This is a genomic window from Streptosporangium sp. NPDC053982, from assembly GCF_055585205.1.
Window position 1 is genome coordinate 12,040 of sequence record NZ_JBVJKQ010000019.1, and the last position, 19,353, is coordinate 31,392.

12 protein-coding genes are annotated in these 19,353 nt (G+C 74.9%); 3 read left to right on the forward strand and 9 right to left on the reverse strand.

Translation table 11 applies throughout. From position 1 onward, the window contains the following. Positions 1-287 precede the first annotated feature (287 nt). From ACZ6W9_RS30905 to ACZ6W9_RS30915, 3 genes are all read right to left on the reverse strand, one after another. Entirely contained in the window at positions 288-2,702 is a 2,415-nt protein-coding gene (locus ACZ6W9_RS30905; RefSeq protein ID WP_470120878.1) for an ATP-binding protein, read from the reverse strand. Positions 2,703-3,152: 450 nt separating this feature from the next. Continuing rightward, positions 3,153-5,222 (reverse strand): ATP-binding protein, encoded by a 2,070-nt coding sequence (locus tag ACZ6W9_RS30910; RefSeq protein WP_470120880.1) that lies wholly within the window; start codon positions 5,220-5,222, stop codon positions 3,153-3,155. A gap of 77 nt (positions 5,223-5,299) precedes the next feature. Further along, the gene (locus ACZ6W9_RS30915) at positions 5,300-7,564 is read right to left on the reverse strand and encodes an ATP-binding protein (protein ID WP_470120882.1); all 2,265 of its coding nucleotides are present in this window, start codon (positions 7,562-7,564) and stop codon (positions 5,300-5,302) included. Between the two features lie 401 nt (positions 7,565-7,965). On the opposite strand from ACZ6W9_RS30915, the gene ACZ6W9_RS30920 reads away from it, so the two are divergent. The 3 genes from ACZ6W9_RS30920 to ACZ6W9_RS30930 all read left to right on the forward strand — a co-directional run bounded on the left by ACZ6W9_RS30920 (position 7,966) and on the right by ACZ6W9_RS30930 (position 11,243). Beyond that, on the forward strand, positions 7,966-8,697 hold the full coding sequence (locus ACZ6W9_RS30920; protein WP_389961895.1) for a class I SAM-dependent methyltransferase: 732 nt from the start codon (positions 7,966-7,968) through the stop codon (positions 8,695-8,697). 127 nt (positions 8,698-8,824) lie between these two features. Continuing rightward, positions 8,825-10,699, forward strand: coding sequence for an acyl-CoA dehydrogenase family protein (locus tag ACZ6W9_RS30925; RefSeq protein WP_470120884.1), 1,875 nt, complete (start codon positions 8,825-8,827; stop codon positions 10,697-10,699). A 352-nt stretch (positions 10,700-11,051) separates the two neighbouring features. Beyond that, positions 11,052-11,243, forward strand: a complete 192-nt coding sequence (locus ACZ6W9_RS30930; RefSeq protein ID WP_389961899.1) for a hypothetical protein — start codon at positions 11,052-11,054, stop codon at positions 11,241-11,243. A gap of 82 nt (positions 11,244-11,325) precedes the next feature. On the opposite strand, the gene ACZ6W9_RS30935 is transcribed toward ACZ6W9_RS30930, so the two are convergent. From ACZ6W9_RS30935 to ACZ6W9_RS30960, 6 genes are all read right to left on the reverse strand, one after another. Continuing rightward, on the reverse strand, positions 11,326-12,471 hold the full coding sequence (locus tag ACZ6W9_RS30935) for an acetyl-CoA C-acetyltransferase (RefSeq protein WP_389961901.1): 1,146 nt from the start codon (positions 12,469-12,471) through the stop codon (positions 11,326-11,328). 75 nt (positions 12,472-12,546) lie between these two features. Continuing rightward, positions 12,547-14,412 (reverse strand): DUF2079 domain-containing protein, encoded by a 1,866-nt coding sequence (locus ACZ6W9_RS30940; protein WP_470120887.1) that lies wholly within the window; start codon positions 14,410-14,412, stop codon positions 12,547-12,549. Next, on the reverse strand, positions 14,409-15,242 hold the full coding sequence (locus tag ACZ6W9_RS30945; protein ID WP_470120889.1) for a class F sortase: 834 nt from the start codon (positions 15,240-15,242) through the stop codon (positions 14,409-14,411). Before ACZ6W9_RS30945 ends, ACZ6W9_RS30940 begins: the two co-directional genes overlap by 4 nt. Before the next feature lie 12 nt (positions 15,243-15,254). After that, positions 15,255-16,229: a hypothetical protein gene (locus ACZ6W9_RS30950; RefSeq protein WP_470120891.1), complete on the reverse strand. Its 975-nt coding sequence runs from the start codon at positions 16,227-16,229 to the stop codon at positions 15,255-15,257. 286 nt (positions 16,230-16,515) lie between these two features. Then, on the reverse strand, positions 16,516-17,832 hold the full coding sequence (locus ACZ6W9_RS30955) for an MFS transporter (RefSeq protein WP_470120893.1): 1,317 nt from the start codon (positions 17,830-17,832) through the stop codon (positions 16,516-16,518). A 107-nt stretch (positions 17,833-17,939) separates the two neighbouring features. Further along, the gene (locus tag ACZ6W9_RS30960) at positions 17,940-19,346 is read right to left on the reverse strand and encodes a glycerophosphodiester phosphodiesterase family protein (RefSeq protein WP_470120894.1); all 1,407 of its coding nucleotides are present in this window, start codon (positions 19,344-19,346) and stop codon (positions 17,940-17,942) included. Positions 19,347-19,353: the final 7 nt, after the last annotated feature.

Sequence of the window (19,353 nt, forward strand, 5' to 3'; positions counted from 1 at the left end):
GGGACACGCGGAGTCTCCGGGTGCGGGAGGACCCCGGGTGCGGGCGAACCGGGATTCCGGCGAGCCGCTCGGAACGGACGCCGTGCCTCGAATACGGGAGAACCGGGATTCCGGCGTATGACCCGGAACGGACGCGGTGCGAACCCCCGGGCACGTGGAAGAAGCCCGCGGGCACGCGGAGGCCCTCAGGCTCGTGGTGAATCCTCAGTGGTGAACCCTCAGCCGAGGACGGCCGAGGACATGCGCCCCGCGGACGTCCATGGGCACACGCCGATCGTTCCGGAGCCTCAGCCGGGAGCGTGGAGCGCCGCGGAGCCGGGGTCGTCGTCGTACCCCTCGGCGAAGGCGGCGTCGTAGGCGTCGTCACCGAGGAGTTGCCGGGCCGTCCTCTCGGCGACCGTCCCGGGCTCGCACACGCTCTCCCGGCCGGATCCGCGCGCCCCGGACAGGCCGCGCATCCGCTTCTCGGCCCCCTGGAGGCGGGCCGTACGGCGGGCGTCGCCCTGGATCGAGGCGATCACCGCGAGCTGGCCCAGGGTCTCCGCCGCGCCCGCCGTGTCGCGCAGGCGCCACCGGGCGGCGAGCGACCGTCCGGCCGCCCGCGCCGCCTCGTCGGCCTCGCCGAGGCCGAGCCGGGCGATGGACAGCACGTGATCGCACTGGGCGCGGGCCCAGAGCTCGCCGCGGGCCTCGCACAGCCGCCCGGCCTCCTCCAGCACGGTGACCGCCCGGGCGAACTCACCGCGCCAGGTGTCCGCGATCGCCGCGACCACCAGGGCGAGCGGCTCGCCGACGGTCATCACCCCGGCACGGTGGAAATGCTCGCGGGCCCGCCGTACGGCGGGCCGTACCTCGCCGAGGGCGCCGGTGAGCAGCGCCTGGCAGGCCAGTGCCAGGCGGGCGTGCCCCGCGGCCGCGTGGTCGGACCAGTCGCGGGCGGCCGACAGCGCCGCCTCGGCCCTGCGGTGGGCGCGCTCCGAATCTCCCTGGGCGGCGGCCACGCACGCGTCGGCCCACAGGAGCCGGGGCAGGCCGGGGTCGGCCACCGGCGCGGCGGCGATCGCCCGTCCCAGGTGGCGGCGGCCCTCGTTCAGCCGGCCCAGGCAGTGCCAGACGATCCACAGGGCCCCGGCGAGCTCGGCGGACAGCGGATCGGACGGTGAGCCGAGCACGCGGCGCAGGTCGGGCAGCGAGAACCGCAGGCGGGCGGCCCACTCCTCCTGCGCCGGGCCGTACCATCCGGCTTCGGCGCGACGGGCCAGGCCGAGGTGGTGGTGGCGGTGCCGCCGGACCGTGCGGTCCTCCTCCCCGAGCCGGGCCAGGCGCTCCGCGCCGTACTCCCTGACCGGTTCCGGCTGCCGGTAGCCGCCGGGGACCGGGGTGAGCAGTCCCTTGGCCGCGAGGCCGGTCAGCAGGCCCGGCACGTCGGTGAGACGTTCGTCGCCGCACACCCACCGGGCGGACTCCGGGTCGATGGGCCCGGCGAAGACCGACAGGCGGGCCCAGAGCAGCCGTTCGGCCGGGGAGCAAGACTCGTGACTCCAGTCGATCACGGCGCGCAGCCGCTGGGGCCGGAAGAAGGACGGCTGGACGACCGCTCGGGAATCGAACCGCTCCTCCAGCCGGTCGGCGAGCCACTCCACCGGTCCCGCCGGAAGAGACGCGGTGGAAGGCGAAGCGGCCGGGCCGGTGGGAGCCGGGCCGGGAAGAGGCCGAACGTCCGGGCCGGTGGAGCGCGGAGCCGCAGGGAGGGAGCCGGTGCGGGACGAAATGGCCGGGCCGGTCGGACGTGGGTTCGCGGAGAGGGAGCCGGTGCGGGACGAAATGGCCGGGCCGGTCGGACGTGGGTTCGCGGAGAGGGAGCCGGTGCGGGACGGAGTGGCCGGGCCGGTCGGACGTGGGTTCGCGGGGAAGGAGCCGATGCGAGGCGGGGCCGCCGGGAGCTGCCCGGCGGCGAGTTCCAGGGCGAGCGGGACGCCTCCGAGCAGCCGGCAGATCCGCTCGGCGGCCCCGATCTCCGCCTCGCCCGTCACCATGCCGGGCGCCACCGCCTCGGCCCGGTCGAGGAAGACCCGGAGCGCCTCGTCGGTCGCGGCCTCGGCCGGGTACGGGTCCGGGTTCCGCCGCGCCGGGGGCCACGGGTCCGGAGTCCACGGGGCGAAGGCCCACGAGGCGGGGGGTCTCGAAGCCGGGGCCCGCGGGATCGGGGGACGGAACGGTTCCACGGGAAGCACCGCCTCGTGCGGCAGTCCGAGCGGCTGCCGGGAGGTGAGCAGGAGGCGCACGCCCGGCGCCTCGGCCCGGATGCGGGCGGCGAGCCCGCGGCAGGCGGTGGCGAGCCGGTCGCAGGAGTCGAGGACCAGCAGGAGGTGTTTGCTCGCCAGGAACTCGACGAGCAGGTCGTCCTGCGGCCGGGCCGACCGCTCGGGCATGCCCATGACGGCCGCGACGGCGTGCGGGAGCAGGCCGCCGTCGCGTTCGCCTGACAGTTCCACCAGCCAGGCGCCGTCCGGGTGGAAGTCCCGGCACTCCGCCGCGGCTCTGAGGGCGATCCGCGTCTTGCCGACGCCCGCCGCGCCGGTGAGCGTGACCGATGAGGTTTCGGCCAGGAGTTTCAGCGCTTTCGTGACCTCGGCCTGGCGTCCGACGAAACCGTTCGGTTCCGCGGGCAGGTTCCCTCGCCACCATGGATGGGGTTCCACCGGTTCGCGCTCCCTCCTGCTGAATGTGCGTCGTTCAGGCATCGCATCCCGTCAGGGTCACGGACCGGGTCTCAGGCCCCTTTCCGGTGGGGGTTTCCTTCTCCTGCGGCGCAAATCTCACCGCCGCACCGAGGCCGAACTTCCCCCCACGCGTAGGGAAATTACGGAAACATCCCTTTTGCCGGATCAGGGCGACGGCCCGCCGGATCCGATGGCCCTGAACGGGGAACCCAGGGGAGGTCGGGTTCGGGAGGGCCGGCCAAGGTCGGCGAAGGTCGACGAAGGTCGACGAAGGTCGACGAAGGTCGACGAGGCTCGGACACGGGAGAGGTCGGGCCAGGACCGAAAAGCCCCTGGTTCGAGAGGATCGGGGCCGGGAGATCAGTCCCGGGAGATCGGGACCGGGAGATCGGGACCGGCAGATCGGGACCGGCAGATCGGGACCGGAGGTCAGGCTCGGGAGGAGGCGCGTCCGGTGGGCGGGTGCACGCCGTCTCCGACCTTCCGGATCAGCGCCACGGCGGTCTCCGGGGCCGTGGCCAGTCCCCGGGCGAACGCCCGGTCGTGCGCGGCGTCCCCCGCGAGCGCCCGGGCCTTCCGCTCCGTCCGCTCCCACCCGACGGCGAAGCCTGGCGTGCCGTGGACCGGCCCGCCGTTCGCCGAGGTGCCCGAGTCCTCCCGCGCCCGCCGGGACGCCCCCAGCAGCCAGGCGGCCCGCCGCCCGTCACCGCGGCGCGCCGCCACCGCGGCGAGCTGCTCCATCGCCAGGGCGGCGCCGGTCCCGTCACCCAGGCGCCACCTGGCGTCGAGCGCCGTCCGCGCACAGGCCTCGGCCGCGTCGGCGTCCCCCCGGCCCAGTTCGGCCAGCGAGCGCACCTGCTCGCCCTCCGCGCGCGTCCACAGCTCACCGCGCACGGCGCGGCGCGCCCGCCGGTCGAGTATCGCCACCGCCCGGTCGAACGCCCCCTGCGCGCACAGGATCCGGGCGAGCGTCACCTCGGCGAGAGCGAGACCGAGGTGGTCCCGGACGTCCCGGGCGGCCCGCCCGAGCCGTTCGAACGCCGCGACCGCGAGGCGTCCGGCCTCCCCCGGGTCGCCGAGGGCGAGGGCGGCCGCCGCGGCGCACTGCAGCGCCCGCCCCGCGATGTCCGGGTCGTCCCCGGCCGTCGCGGCCTCGTACGCCTCCGCGGCTCCGGCGTGGGCGGCCGTCGCGTCGCCGGCGGTGAGGGCCGTCTGCGCCCGCGCCCACAGGGCCAGGGTCCGCGCCGGACCCGGCCGGGTGTGACGGAGCAGCGAGCGGTCGAGGTAACGGCGGCCCGGACCGGCCAGGCCGAGGCAGCACCAGGCGAACCAGAGCGCGCCGGGCAGGTCGGGGTCGTCGCCGCGTTCGAGGGCCGCCCGCAGGTTGGGCAGTTCCCTGTGGGCCCAGACGGCCCATTCCCGCTGGCGCGGGCCGTACCACTCGGCTCCGGCACGACGCGCGGCGGCGAGGTAGTGGTCGCGGTGGCGGCGGAAGAGGACGTCCTCCTCGCCCAGGCGGCGCAGCCATTCCCCGCCGTAGTCGCGGGTCATGCCGAGCATCCGGTAACGGCCTCCCCTGGTCTCCAGCAGGGATGCCTCCGCCAGCCGGGCCAGCGGCGGGTCGGCGAGCGCCTCGTCGCCGCACACCGCACGCGCGTCACCGGCGCCGAACTCTCCGGGGAACACCGACAACCGGGCCCAGAGCAGGCGCTCGATGGGGGAGCACAGTTCGTGGCTCCAGCCGACCGCGGTGCGCAGCGTCCGATGCCGCCCGAAAGGCGCGGGGCCGCCGCCGGTGAGCAGCCCGAGGCGGTCGTCCAGCCGTTCGGCGACCTGCCGGGCCGACAGCGCCCGCAGCCGCCGGGCGGCGAGTTCGATGGCGAGCGGGACGCCGTCCAGCAGCCGGCAGATCCGGGTCGCCTCCGCCTCGTCGAGGGTGATGCCGGGCACCGCCGCGCGGGCCCGCTCGGTGAGCAGCCGCACCGCGTCGGAACCGGGACCGCTCACGTCCAGGGGTCCGACCCGCAGGACCCGCTCGCCGGGCACACCGAGCGGGCGGCGGCAGGTGGCGATCACCCGGACGTGCGGGGCCCGGGCCAGGACCACGCGCAGCAGCTCCGCGCAGGCGCCGGCCAGGTGGTCGCAGGTGTCCAGGACCAGCAGCATCCGCCGGTCGGCGAGGGAGTCGGCCAGCACCTCGGCCTGGGGCCGGGCCGCCTGCTCGGGCAGGCCGAGGACCGCGGCGACCCGATGACCGACGAGTGCGCCGTTCTGCTCGGCCGACAGCTCGGCGAACCACGCCCCGCCGGGAAAGGAGCCGCCGAGCACGCCGGCCGCCCTGAGCGCGAGCCTGGTCTTGCCCACCCCGGCGGCGCCGGTGAGGGTCACCAGCGGCGACCGGGCCACCAGCGCGGCGATCTCCCCGAGCTCCTCGCGCCGCCCGACGAGGCTGCTGATCTCCGCCGGGACGTTCCCCCGGCGCGTGCGCGTCTGCCCCACCGCTTCGCACCCCCCGCGTGAGGTGGCAAGCCAACCACGGAAGCGGCGGCGGAGCCGACCCGAGCCGGCGGCGACGGTTACGGATTCTTCTCCCCCAGCGCATATTCGACGGCGAAGCCCAGGTCAAAGGCCATTCCCTCGGTGAATCGGGTGTCGAATCCTGCACCACCGAGCGCCCGGACGGCCTCCGACACGGCCCACCGGCGGATCATTGCGTCGATCGGCCGGCAGGCCGCCGGCGACTCCGGTGACTCCCGGGAGCCGCCGGGGTCGCGGACGGACCGGGCGGACCGGGCCGCTCCCAGCAGCCCGGCCGCCACGCGCCCGCCGGCGGCCTCCGTCTCCGCGTTCCCGGCCGGCACGCCCGGGTCGGCGTCCCCCGGCCGCCCGGCACCGGCGTCCGTCGCGCCCGCCGCGTCCATCGCACCCGTCGCGCTCCCGGCCGTCCCCGGCGCTTCTCCCGTCACGCCCGGCGGGGCGGTTACCGTCCAGGCGACCAGTTCGAGGCAGGCCACCGTCAGGAGCGGGTCCCCCAGCCGCCACGCGCCGGCCAGCGCCGCCCGTGCGTGGCGTGCCGCCGTACGGCCGCGGTTCCCTGTCCGCTCGATCCAGGCCAGGGCGTACTCCGTGTGGACGCGGCTCCATTCCCCGCCGGGGTCGTCGCGCGGCCGCCGGTCCCGGGCCAGGATCTCCGCGGCCTCCGCCGTACGGTCGGCGGCCAGCAGGCTCAGGGCGGCCAGCGCGTGGCAGGCCGGCGGCCCCGGGGACATCCCGCCGGCCGCCTGCCGGTCCGCGGCCCGGCGGAACAGCCCGGCGGCACGGGTGAACTCGCGACGCGCCAGGGCGATCAGCCCCTCGGCGTGGAGCGCGTGGCCTGTGGCGCGACCGTCGCGGTCCTCCGCGCGCAGCCGGTCGAGCAGCCGTCCGGCGGTCTCCGGCCGCCCCTGGCGCAGGGCCGCCCACGCCCGGGCCCACAGGACGCGGAACCGCTCCGGGCCGGGCTCGGCGTGCGCCCGGAGCGCCGCGTCCAGGCAGTGGCGGCCCTCGTCCGGCAGGTCGCAGCAGATCCACAGGAACCACAGGGAGCCGGCCAGCGCCGCACCGGCCCGCGCCCGCGCGGGATCGGCCAGGCACAGGTCGAGCGCCGCGCGGAGGTTGTGCCGCTCGGCACGCATCCGCCCGGCCCACTCGGCCTGCCCCGCGGGCCACTCCTCGGCGCAGCGTCCGGCCAGGTGAAGGTAGTGGTCACGGTGACGGCCCCCGACCTCATCGGTCTCCCCCAGCCGGAGCAGCCATTCGGCGCCGAACTCCCGGACGGTGTCCAGCATGCTCAGCCGCGTCCCGGCCGGGTGCTCCTCCCGCCGCACGAGAGACTGGTCGGCCAGCCCGGTCAGCGCGTCGAGCACCGCCCCGGCCGGGAGCGGCCCGCCCGCGCAGACCCGCTCGGCCGCCTCCAGGTCGAATCCGCCTCGGAAGACGGACAGCCGAGCCCACAGGAGTCGCTCGATCGGATCGCACAGCTCGTGACTCCGGCCCACGGCCGCGTGCATCGACCGGTGCCGTACCGGGCCGTCGCCGCGGGGCGGCCCGGTGTGGCGGTCGTCCAGGGGCCGTGCGAGCAGCGCGGGCGAGAACGCGGACGACATGGCGCTCAGCCGTACGGCGGCCAGCTCGACGGCCAGCGGGATCCGGTCGAGCCGCTCGCAGAGCGCGGCCAGCCCGTCCGGGTTCGGGTTCGGGTTCGGGCCGGAGCCTTGGCCGGAGCCGGGACCGGGAACGGGGAAGGGCGCCGGGGCGGGGCCGCCGATGGCCGCGCGGTCGCGTAGCAGGGCCACCGCGTCCTCGGTCCGCATCGGCGGGACGGGGTAGACGTGCTCGCCCGGCGGGCCCAACGGCCGGCGGGAGGTGGCGAGCACGCGCAGGCGCGGCGCGGCCTCCAGCAGGGCGACCGCCAGGCGGGCCACCGGCTCTGCCAGGTGCTCGCAGGTGTCGAGCACGAGCAGCGACCCGCGGGGGTCCAGCCGCGCGGCGAGCGCCTCCGGCCCCGGCGCGGCGAACCCGTCGGCCGGCGCGGCGGACCCGTCGCCCGGCACGAGGCCCAGAAGGGCGGCGACGGCCCGTGGTAGCTCGTACGGATCGGTCAGCGAGGACAGGTCCGCGATCCGGAAGCCGCCGGGGATCTCCGCCCCGATCAGCCCGGCCACACGGCGTGCCAGCCGGGTCTTCCCCACGCCGCCCGGCCCGGTGAGCGTGACCAGGCGGGCCCGCCGTACCAGGCGGGTCACCTGTTCCGTCTCGGCGTGACGGCCGACGAAGGTGGTTTCCGTGACTCCTCCGCTCACCGGAGGGAACGGGCTTTTCGCCTCCCTGGCCGAGGTGGACGGCGGGCAGGGCCCCTGCCCGCGCGGGACGCAGGGAACCGTACCAGGAGCACGGTCCCGCCGCCGGGCGAACCGCGGCCGGGCCGGGTGACGGGCCGGGGGGCGGGTGGTCGCGCGGGAACCCGGCCGGAGCCGCGCGCCCGGGGCGGGAGCCGCGCGGGGATCCGCACCCGGGAATGCGGAAGCCGTGCGGAGACGGGGGCCCGGGGATGTGGAAGCCGGGCAGGGGCGCGCGTCCGGGAGGTCGCGGCCCGTTCGCGAGGCCGCCCCCGGGCGACGGCCACTAGACTCTGAGGCTGTCCATGGCCGCGTGCCCCAGACCGGTGCCGCGGCTCCTGAGTGATCGAGCTGGACGGAACCTCATGTCTGGGTATGACCGCGTAGTGCAACCCGCGGCCGGCGACGAGGCCCTGGAGAACCACCTGGGTGGGGACGAGGCCAGGAACTACCGGCAGTACGAGTTCGACATGGTCGCCCCGCACGTGGGCCGGTCCATGCTGGAGATCGGTTCCGGCCTCGGGCACTTCGCCGAGCAGTTCCTGCCCCGGCTCGACCGCCTGGTGGTCAGCGACTTCGACCCCTACTGCGTGGAGCAGCTCAAGAAGCGCTTCGCCGGCCGCGACGACATCGACGTGCTGAAGTTCGGCCTGCCGACCGACATCCCGATCGGCGAGAAGGTCGACACCGTCGTGATGATGAACGTCCTGGAGCACATCGAGGAGGACGTCGAGGCGCTCCGCTCCCTGGCCGCGGTGACCGCCCCCGGCGGGCGGATCGTCATCTGGGTCCCGGGTTACATGCAGCTCTACGGAGACTTCGACCGCAAGGTCGGCCACGTCACCCGCTACACCCCCTCCACCCTGCGCAGCACGGTCTCCCGGGCGGGCCTGGACATCGACGTGCTCAAGCCGATCAACTTCCTCGGCGGCATCGCCTGGTGGGCCGCGGTCCGCCGTGGTGGCGTGGGCTACCCCGACCCCCGGCTGGTGAAGATCTACGACCGCACGGTGGTGCCCACCACCCGCTTCATCGAGCGCTTCATCCGCCCGCCCTTCGGGCAGACGGTCTTCTGCGTCGCCCGCGTGCCGCGGTAGGGACCCCTGGGGACACAGGGGTTTCCCGCAGCACCGGGAACCTTCCTGCTCCCCAGGGGTGACCTGGCCTCTCTCCGCTCTGTTACCGGGGCGTAACCTCGAAGCATCCGCGTCCGAGGAGGTCAGCATGACCGATTACGCCAAGGCACGTGAGGTGGCCGAGCAGGCCCGGGAGAAGGAGTGGACCCGGCCCAGCTTCGGCAGGCAGCTCTTCCTGGGCGACTTCCGTCTCGATCTGGTCCATCCGGCGCCGGTCCCGCCGGAGGCCGAGTCCGAGAAGGGCGAGCGGTTCCTGCACGCCCTGCGGCGTTTCCTGGAGACACGGGTGGATCCGGCGCTGATCGAGCGGACCGCCCGGATACCCGACGAGGTGATCAAGGATCTCGCGCAGCTCGGCGCGTTCGGGATCACCATCGAGGAACGGTACGGCGGGCTCGGGCTGAGCCACCTCGACTACGGCCGGGCGCTGATGCTCGCCGGGTCCTACAATCCGGCGCTCGGCACGCTGCTGTCGGCGCACCAGTCGATCGGGGTGCCCAAGCCGCTCAAGCAGTTCGGCACCGAGGAGCAGAAGCGGGCCTTCCTGCCCCGCTGCGCGAAGGGCGAGGTGTCGGCGTTCCTGCTGACCGAGCCCGACGTCGGCTCCGATCCGGCGCGGCTCGCCACCACGGCCGAGCGGGACGGCGACGACTACGTGCTGGACGGCGTGAAGCTGTGGACGACCAACGGGGTCGTCGCGAGCCTGCTGGTCGTGATGGCCCGCACCGAGCGGGGGATCTCCGCGTTCGTCGTCGAGGCCGACACCCCCGGGATCACGGTCGAGCGGCGCAACGCCTTCATGGGCCTGCGCGGCATCGAGAACGGTGTGACCAGGTTCCACCGGGTGCGCGTCCCGGCGGCCAACCTGATCGGCCGGGAGGGCCAGGGCCTGAAGATCGCGCTGACCACGCTCAACACCGGGCGGCTCTCCCTGCCCGCCGTCTGCGCCGGGATCGCCAAGTGGGCGGTCAAGATCTCCAGGGAGTGGAGCGAGGCGCGGGTGCAGTGGGGCCGGCCGATCGGCGGGCACGAGGCGGTCGCCACCAAGATCGGCTTCATCGCGGCCACGGCCTACGCCCTGGAGGCGGTGACGAACCTGTCGTGCCGGCTGGCCGACGACGCGCGCAACGACATCCGGATCGAGGCGGCGCTGGCCAAGCTGTACGCCTCGGAGATGGCCTGGCGGGTGGCCGACGAGCTGGTCCAGATCCGCGGCGGACGCGGCTACGAGACGGCCGAGTCGCTGGCCGCGCGAGGCGAGCGCGGCGTCCCGGCCGAGCAGCTGCTCCGCGACCTGCGGATCAACCGGATCTTCGAGGGTTCCACCGAGATCATGCACCTGCTGATCGCCCGCGAGGCGGTGGACGCCCACCTGTCGGCCGCCGGCGGGCTGATCGATCCGTCCCTGGACACGGCGGCGCGGCTCCGCGCCGCGGCGAAGGCGGGCGGGTTCTACGCGCGGTGGCTGCCGACGCTGGTCACGGGTCCGGGCAGCGTCCCCGGCTCCTACGCGGAGTTCGGGCCGCTGGCCGCGCACCTGCGCTACGTGGAGCGGACGAGCCGCCGGCTGGCCCGGTCCACCTTCTACGGCATGTCCCGCTGGCAGGGGAGGCTGGAGCACCGGCAGGGCTTCCTGGGCCGGATCGTGGACATCGGCGCCGAGCTGTTCGCGATCACCGCGACGTGCGTCCGGGCCCGGGAGGACGCCGCCGACCTGGGCGTCAGGGCCGTCGAGCTCGCCGACGCCTTCTGCCACCAGGCGCGGCTCCGCGCCGACGCGCTGTTCGACCGGCTGTGGGACAACAACGACTCCCGTGACGCGCGGCTGGCCGCGCGGGTGCTGGAGGACCGCTACACGTTCCTGGAGGAGGGGATCCTCGACCCCTCGATCGAGGGCCCGTGGATCGCGTCCGCCGAGCCGGGCCCGTCGTCCGCGGAGAACCTGCACCGGCCGATCCGCTGACGGCCACCGGGATCCCCGGGGACGTCGGACCGCGGAGGCCGGAGGAGATCAGAGGAGATCGGATGCCGTTCCCCGGACCGGCCCGGGGGACGGCGTCCCGGCCCCGGACCGGTCCCGGGCCGGTCCCGGGCCGGTCCCGGGCCGTCGTACCCCGGGCCGCCGCGATAAATGGATTGCACCGTACGGCGGGCCCGCCGTACGGTGGCCGTATGTGGATCAACTCCTAGAAGCGGCGTCGACCGGCGATGACCGGTCCGCCCGCGCTCAGCTCTCTGGCCCGTTCGTCCGACGCGGCGGCTGAGTCTCCGGCACGGCCTTCGGCCGCGTCTTCATGATCTTCGAGGAGTGGCACATGCGAATCCGTTTCAGCCATCGGTCCCAGGACCCCGACCGGCCCGCCGAGGACGGCGCGCCCGAGGGCTCGCCCCGCGCCTCCCTGCCCGGACGGGGGCTTCCGGACGCGCCCCGGCGCGTGTCGATGCCCCGTACGCCGGTCAGGCCCACCCGTCAGCCGCGCCGGATCCCCGGCAAGGGCGGCCGCTGACGTCCGGAAGGCGGCCCCGGCCCGGAATACCGGGCCGGGGCCGCCTTCCGCCTCGCGCGCTCCCTCGGGAGCCTCTCGCGGGTCAGACCCGCTCGATGACGGTGACGTTCGCCTGGCCGCCGCCCTCGCACATCGTCTGCAGGCCGTACCGGCCGCCGGTGCGCTCCAGCTCGTGGACCAGCTTGGTCATCAGGATCGCGCCGGTGCCGCCCAGCGGGTGACCCAGGGCGATGGCGCCGCCGTTGGGGTTGACCTTGGCCGGGTCGGCGTCCAGCTCCCTGATCCACGCCAGCGGGACCGGGGCGAACGCCTCGTTGATCTCGGTGACGTCGATGTCGCCGATGGAGAGCCCGGACCTCTGCAGGGCCTTGCGGGTCGCCGGGATCGGCGCGGTCAGCATGTAGACCGGGTCGTCGCCGGTGAGCGCCAGCGTGACGATCCTGGCCCTGGGGACCAGGCCGTGGTCGCGGATCGCCTTCTCGGAGGCGATCAGCAGCGCGCCGGAGCCGTCGGAGATCTGCGAGGAGGTCGCCGCGGTGATCCGTCCGCCCTCGCGGAGGGTCTTGAGCGACGCCATCTTCTCCAGCGTGGTGTCCGGCCGCGGCCCCTCGTCGTCCTCGACGCCGTTGATCGGGGCGATCTGGTCCCGGAAGTGGCCGTTGGCGATGGCCTTGGCCGCCCGCTGGTGGCTCTCGTAGGCGTACCGCTCCAGCTCCTCGCGTTCGAGGCCCCACTTCTCGCACATCAGCTCGGCGCCGCGGAACTGGGAGATCTCCTGCTTGCCGTACCGCTCGACCCAGCCCTCGCCGAACGGGAAGGGCATGCCCTTCTCCAGGGCGGCGGTGATCGACGAGCCCATCGGCACGACGCTCATCGACTCCACGCCGGCGGCCACCACGAGGTCCTGGGTGCCGGAGAGCACTCCCTGGGCGGCGAAGTGGACCGCCTGCTGGGAGGAGCCGCACTGGCGGTCGATGGTGACGCCCGCGACGTTTTCCGGAAGGCCCGCCGACAGCCAGGCGTTGCGCGCGATGTCCATGCTCTGCGGGCCGAACTGCATGACGCAGCCCATGATGACGTCCTCCACCGCGGCCGGGTCGACGCCGGTGCGGTCGATGAGCGCCCTGAGCGTGTGCGCGGCCAGGTCGGTGGGGTGGACGGTGGACAGCCCGCCCTTCTTCTTGCCGACCGGGGTGCGGACGGCTCCGACGATGTACGCCTCTGCCACAGTGCCTCCTGCTCATGGAACCGAGCAATGTTCGGTTACTAGCAGGTTACAGGAGAAGCCTTCCCGCTGTCGTGCTCAGGAGGGACGGTTCAGGACGATGTATCCGTCGCGGTCATAGATCTTGCGGTAGCCGTTCGCCAGGGCCTCGTCCACCCGGCGCCGTTGCGAGTCGAAGTCGCCGAACGGGTAGCTCCACCGCGCCACGTCCGCCACCACCCAGGGCGCGCCGTAGCTCTGCGGGCCCCACAGCAGTACGGTCGTCCGCGCGGTGAGCGCGGGGCCGACGTTGTTGACCGCCTCGACGACCACGCCGTCCGGGACCGCGGCGACCGCCTCGCGGGCCGCGGCGACGTGCGGCTCGCCCTCGTAGAAGGACGACTCGACGAGGTCGCCCATGGCGAACTTCGGGACGAGCGTGAGGCCGATCACGAGGATCGCGACCGCCCAGTACGGGACCGGATCCCACCGGCCCGGACGGCCCGCCGGACCGTCCGCGGACCCGTTCCCCACGGGCGTCTCCTCTGTGGGCGTGTCCTCCACGGGCGTGTCCTTCCCGGACGGATCGGTCTTCGTTCGCCCGGCATCCGCTCGCCCGGCGTCCTTTCGCCCGCTTCCGGGACGCCCGGCGGCCGTCCGCCCGGCTTCCGCCCGTTCGGCCGCCTCCTCATCGGCCCACTCCGCCTCCTGGCCGGCCCGCCTCTCCGGACGGTCGGCCCTCCTCTCCGGACGGTCGGCGAACCGGCGTCGCAGCCGGTGGACGCCGTCCGCCCCGGCGCAGAACAGGATCCCGACGACGAAGGCGTTGTACTGGAAGTCCGTCCCCCACCACTGCGGCCGGTCCGACAGGAACCGCTCCACCACGAGCGGGACCGCCACCAGGGTCAGCGGCGAGGCCAGCGCGGTCAGCAGCACCGGCCACAGCAGGAAGGCCAGGGTGTCGACCTTGACCTCGGGGCTGACCATCTGCCACAGCGCCCCCGCCGGGTCGCGCGCGACGGCCAGCACGACCTCCCCCAGGCTCGCGCCCCAGGCGCCGTAGGCCCAGTGGAACCCCGACGGGGGCGACCCGGCCATCGGCATCAGCACGCCGCGGATCATCACCAGCGCGCCCAGCGAGAAGAAGACGAACGCGGCTCCTTGGAGCCGCCGCCGGGTGAGGAAGAGGTACACCCCGAACCCCGCGACGAGCAGCCCCATGTCCTCCTTGACCAGCAGCAGGCCGAGGGCGGCCACCACGCCCCAGGCCGGGCGGCCGGCGTCGAACCGCTCGATCATGAGCGCGCTGAGCAGCGGGACGAAGGCCACCTCGTGGAAGTCGAACCCGGCGGCCTGCGCGACCGGCCACGACACCAGGTAGGCGGCCGCCACCAGGTGCGCCGGGACCGGCCCCAGACGGCGCTCGGCGTAACGATGGATCGGGATCGCGGCCAGCGCGAGCAGCACCGCCTGGGCGACCAGGAGCGTCCGCGGGTCGTCGTACAGCCAGTACAGCGGCGCCAGGACCGCGAGGATCGGCGAGAAGTGGTCGCCGAGCTGGAGGAAGTCCATGCCCAGGCCGTAGGTCATGCCGACCGACGGCGTGGCGGGCGGCCCGAAGTGCGCGTAGCCGCGCACCGCCTGGTCGAAGATGACCAGGTCGAAGATGCTCACCTTGAAGGTGGCGAACTTGACCAGGCTCAGCACCGAGTAGGCCGTCGTCGCCAGGGCCACCAGCGCGGTCAGGATCAGCCCGTGCCGCCGCCCGCGGGCGAAGTCCGCGAGGGACCCCCCGGCGGCCTTGACGGTGGCCTTCGCGTCCGCGGTCTTCGCGTCTGAGATCTTCCCGTCCACGGCCTTCGCGTCCGCGGTCTTCGCGACGGCGCCGGGCCTCGGCGCTCCGGAGGACCGGGTGAGGGCGAGCGGGTGCGGGGGCCGCCGGGCGGCCGGGGAGACGGTGCTCATTTCCGCCGCGTTCCCGTCATCGTCGCGTAGACGATGACGTTGTCCGTGTAGTGGCCGGTGGTGCGGTCATAGGTGCCACCGCAGGTGATCAGGTGGAGCTGGGCGTCACGTGACCGCCCGTACACCCGCTGGGTCGGGAACACCGATTTCTCCGCCTGTTCGAGCCCGCCCACGGTGAACATCGCGATCACGCCGTCCTTGCGGTGCACCTCGATGAGGTCGCCGTTGCGGATCTCGTCGAGGCGGCTGAAGACCGCGCTGCCGGACCGGGTGTCCTTGTGGCCCAGCATGATCGCCGGTCCCGCCTCCCCCGCGGTGGGCCCGGAGCGGTACCAGCCGACGAGGTTCGGCTTGCCGATCGGCGGCACCTCGATCGCGCCCTGCCCGTCCAGCCCGACGGACCTGATCGGCGCGCTGATGCCGAGCTTCGGGATGACCAGGCGGACCGGCGTCGAGGGCTGCATCGGGGGCGCGGGCGGCAGGGCCGGCGTGGGCGGCGGCGCGGTCGGGGCCGCCTGGAAGTAGGGGCCGGAACTCGCGTTCACCTGGCTGCGCGGCGGCAGCGCGGTGCGCCGGTCGGCCAGGCCGTACTCCTCGGGTCTGGCCAGCATGAGCAGCAGGCCCACCAGCACGGTGACCACTCCGGCGATCCCCGCCAGGATGAGCACCGACCGGAGCATCCTCCCGCCGTCGTCGGGCGGCCCGCCGTACGGCGGGCCGTACCCGTCGTGCGGCGGGTACGGCGGGCCGCCCGGTCGCCCCGGGTACGGCGGCGGCACCGGCCCGCGGGGGCGCATCGGCGGGCGGCCTGGCGGCGTCGGGAGCGTCACCGGGTCACCGGGTCAGCCCCTGGTCGCCGTGCGGCGGCGCAGCACCAGGCCGCCCACGGCGGCGCCCGCCACCATCAGCACGCCGCCGAGCATGACCATCCGGGCGTCCGGCCCCGCCTCGCCGCCGCCACCGGTGGAGGCGCCGCCGCCGGGGGTCTTCTCGATCTGCTCGTCCTCGTCCCCGGCGGTACGGGTGCTGGTGACGGTGACCACCGGGTCCGCGGTCTCGGCGCCCGTGTCGGTGGGAGTGGGAGTCGGGGTGGGGGTGGGCGTCGGGGTGGATGTCGCGGTGGGCGTGCCGGTGCCGGTGCTCGTCGCCTGGACGGTCACCAGGGCCGCGGCGGCGGCGGCCGCGGCCGGGTCGACGACGCAGTCGTACAGATCGTTCTCGGCGCCGGTCCCGGTGCCCGTGCCGGTCCCGCCCGCCGGGATGTAGAGGGTGAAGGCGCCGGGGTGGACCGCGAAGACACCGGTCGCGGTCGGCATCACCGTGAACAGCACGGTCGGGAACGACGTGATCGACCCGCCGGAGGGCACCGCCCCGGAGGTGGTCGTGGCCTCGGCCGACGGGGTCGCCACGGGGGTCGGCAGCGGTGAGCCGCTGACGACCACGTCGGCGTCGACGGCGATCCGGTCGCCCGCGCCGATCGCCGTGGGGGCGGCCAGGGCCGGCGCCGGTGAGCCGATCTTCAGGGTGATCACGGCGGCGGAGTTGGGCGTGGGCGCGGTGACCGGGCCTGCCAGCTCCACCTGGAAGGTGTGGGCGGCGCCGCCGGTCCCGCCCGCGACCGGTGTGCAGGTGTAGACGACCGGTTTCGGCGTGGCGAGCAGGGAGGCGACGGCGGGGATGGCGCCGAAGAGGACGCCCGCGCCCGCCATCGCGATCGCGGTCGTCTTGGCCGCGACGCGACGCCGCGTCCTGGACTCCAGCACGGTGCTCTCCGTTCTCTCCACGTGGCCGGTCGGCCGCCCGGGGCGGTCGTCCACGATTCCAAACCATGGTCACGGTTCGGCATAGATCCTATGAACGGCGGCCTAGAGATGCACGCAACTCCACAAAACGGGCACAAATTCCTTCCAGCCCCGTCGCGGCCACCTTCCCCTTGGCCGCGGGGAGGGCTCGGTCCCGCCGTGGCACCGGGAGGAGAGCGCACCCTCCCGGTGCCGCGTTGGACCGCTCCCACGGCTCCGCCGAGCCGCCGGGCCGTTGAACACCGGCCCCCGGGTCAGCCGCCCGACGACGCCGCCGGGCGGCCGAGCGCCGGCCGCCGGGTCAGCCGCTCCCGGCGCCGCGGGCGGCCGCTCCGGAGTCCCGCCGGCTCGCGAGGAACAGTGCCAGCAGGAGGTACGGCACGGCGGAGAGGGCGAAGATCATCCCGTGCCCGGCCACCGCCGAGGCGGCGGCGTAGACCCCGTACACCCCGAGGCAGGCCACATCCGTGGCCAGACCGGCCACCGACGTCACGGTGGCCCGCGCCGGACCCGCGATGGTGTTCTGCAGCCGCACGTCGACCAGCACGGTCGACGTCTGGAAGACGCAGAAGGCCGCGGCTATGGCGAAGAACCCGAGCGCGTTCCCGGCGGCCGCGCCCGCGCCGAGCGCCACCGCCCCCGCGGCGAGGAGCACGGCGAGCCCCCGGAGGGTCAGACGGCTCCCGGCCGCCACGAGGAAGCCGCCGGCCGCGACCCCCGCGGAGACCAGGAGCACCAGGAGCGGCACGGTCTCCGTGGCCACCCCGACGTCGGCCGCGAGGAGCGGGACGTACTCCTCCAGCGATCCCCACAGGGCCGCCACCGCGGGCACCAGCAGCAGGGCCCGCCGTACGGCCCGGTCGCCGCGCGCCTCCCGCAGTCCCGCGCGCAGCATGCCGAGGTAGGCGCGCGGCGACGACGCCTCCGTGTCCTCCCCGGGATCGCCGTCCCGGTTCTCCGTGAGGTCCCCGCCCGGACCGCCTGTCCCTCGGCGCGTACGGCGAGGGCGGCGAGGGCTGCGAGGGCGGCGTGTGCGGTGTTCGGGGAAGGCGGCCGCGACGGCGGCGCAGACGAAACAGACCAGGACGCTGGCCACGCCGACCAGCGAATAGCCGCCCGCGGCGAACAGCGGTACGGCCAGCGCGGTGGCCGCCATCACGGCGCCGGTGCCGAGCGCGCGGGCCCGGCCCATGATCCCGGCGTAGCGGCCGGCGGCGTCCTCGCGTTCCAGCTCGGTGTAGACCAGCGCCTCCAGCGATCCCGACTGCAACGCCCCCGAGGTGCCCCAGAGCACGAAGCCCACGGCGAAGGCGCCGTAGGAGGGCAGCAGGAACCACAGGGCGTAGCCGGCCCCGGCGAGCAGCGGCGCCAGGACGAGGAGCAGCCGCCGGGAGACCGTGTCGGCCCACGCCCCGGACGGGATCTCCATCACCAGGGAGGTGAGCGACCAGATGGCCAGCAGCGAGGAGATCTCGGCGGTCGACAGGCCGGTGTCGGCGAACAGCAGGGCGTAGAGCGGGTAGAGCAGGGTGAAGTCGTCGAGGAACGTGTACGCGTAAAGTGCGGCGGCCAGCCGCCGCACGCGTGCGTCCGAGGCACGCGGCAGAGTGATGCTCATGAGGTCCTTCTCACGGGGATGCTTCGCGGACGGGATGCTCGGCATCCCCGGCGGTCCGCGGCAGCGTGCCCCGCTCGGGCCTCAGGTCGTGGATCAATGTCGCCAGGTCATGCCGGGATGATATCCGCCCGTCTTCGGAGCGATCCATCCCTTTCCACCGGATCCTCGGCGGCCCGCCCGGACCGCGGGGTCCGCGCGACCCGCGGCCCGGCGGTCCCCGTCCCGGTGACCCTCATCCCCATGTCCCGCGTCATGACGGTCGCGGCGGCCACAGCGGTCCCGGCGGCCCGCGTCGCGCCGCTGCCGGCGCCGGGCGGCCCGATGGCCGCCGGGCGCGACGTCCTGGCCAGATCCAGCCCGGCGCGGGCGACCCCCGGGTCGTCGGCGAAGATCCCGTCCACCCCGAGCCGGCACAGCCGTCCCAGCCAGCCGGCCGCGTCGCCCGGCAGACTCCGGTAGCGCGGGTCCCGGCGGTCGCCCCGGCGGTACTCGGCCGGGAGCCTGCCGTTCTGCGCACGGATCGTCGACACGTGCACCAGCAGCCCCGCGGCGTGGGCGTCCGCGACGAGCGAGGTGGGCGGCAGCGACGTGCCGTGCGGCCCGCGGGGGACGACCCGCCGGGTGACCACCCCGACGCCGTCGGCGTACCGGGCGATCTCCCGCAGGCCCGCCGGGGTGACCATGTCGTCGTAGGTGCGCGGGTCCCCGGCGGCCACCAGGTCGTACGGCGCGCCGGCGTCGGCGATGAACTGGACCAGCCGCAGCCGGGTCATGGTGTGGAGTCTCCTGAGGTTGCCGGTCTCGAAGGACTGGACGAACACCGGGTCGGTCGCGTCGTCCCAGCCGTACCGGGCGAGGGTGTCCAGCAGGGGCTCCTCCAGCGGCAGCCCGATCGAGGCGAAGTAGGAGGGGATCTTGGTTTCGATGTGCAGCCCGGCGCCGCGCCGCTGCGCGAGCCGGACGATCTCGTCCAGGGTCGGGATCCGGTCCAGCCCGTCGTAGGCGGCGCTGCCTGGACGGAGGCCGGGGCAGCGTTCCCGGGCGCGCAGGGTGCGCAGCTCGGCGAGGGTGAAGTCCTCGGTGAACCAGCCGGTCCTCGGGTGGCCGTTGATCACCTTGGTGGTCCGCCGCGCGGCGAACTCCGGGTGCCGGGCGACGTCGGTGGTCTGCGACAACTCGTTCTCGTGCCGGGCCACCAGCACGTGGTCCCTGGTCGAGACCAGGTCGCACTCGATGTAGTCGGCGCCCGTCCCGATGGCGAGGTCGTAGGCGAGGAGGGTGTGCTCGGGCCGCAGCGCGCTGGCGCCGCGGTGCGCGATGACGATCGGCTCCCCGTCCGGGCACGCGCTCCGCCCCGGTCCCGGCACTGGCGCCGGGGCGGAGACGGGTGGCCGGTCGGCCGCCGGGTGCGCGCCGTACAGGGCCGCGAGCGCGGTTCCGCCCGCGAGCACGGCCAGCAGGCCGCCGCGCGTCCTGCTCGGCATCCGGCACCCCCACTCAACGGCGGGGGACATTGATATA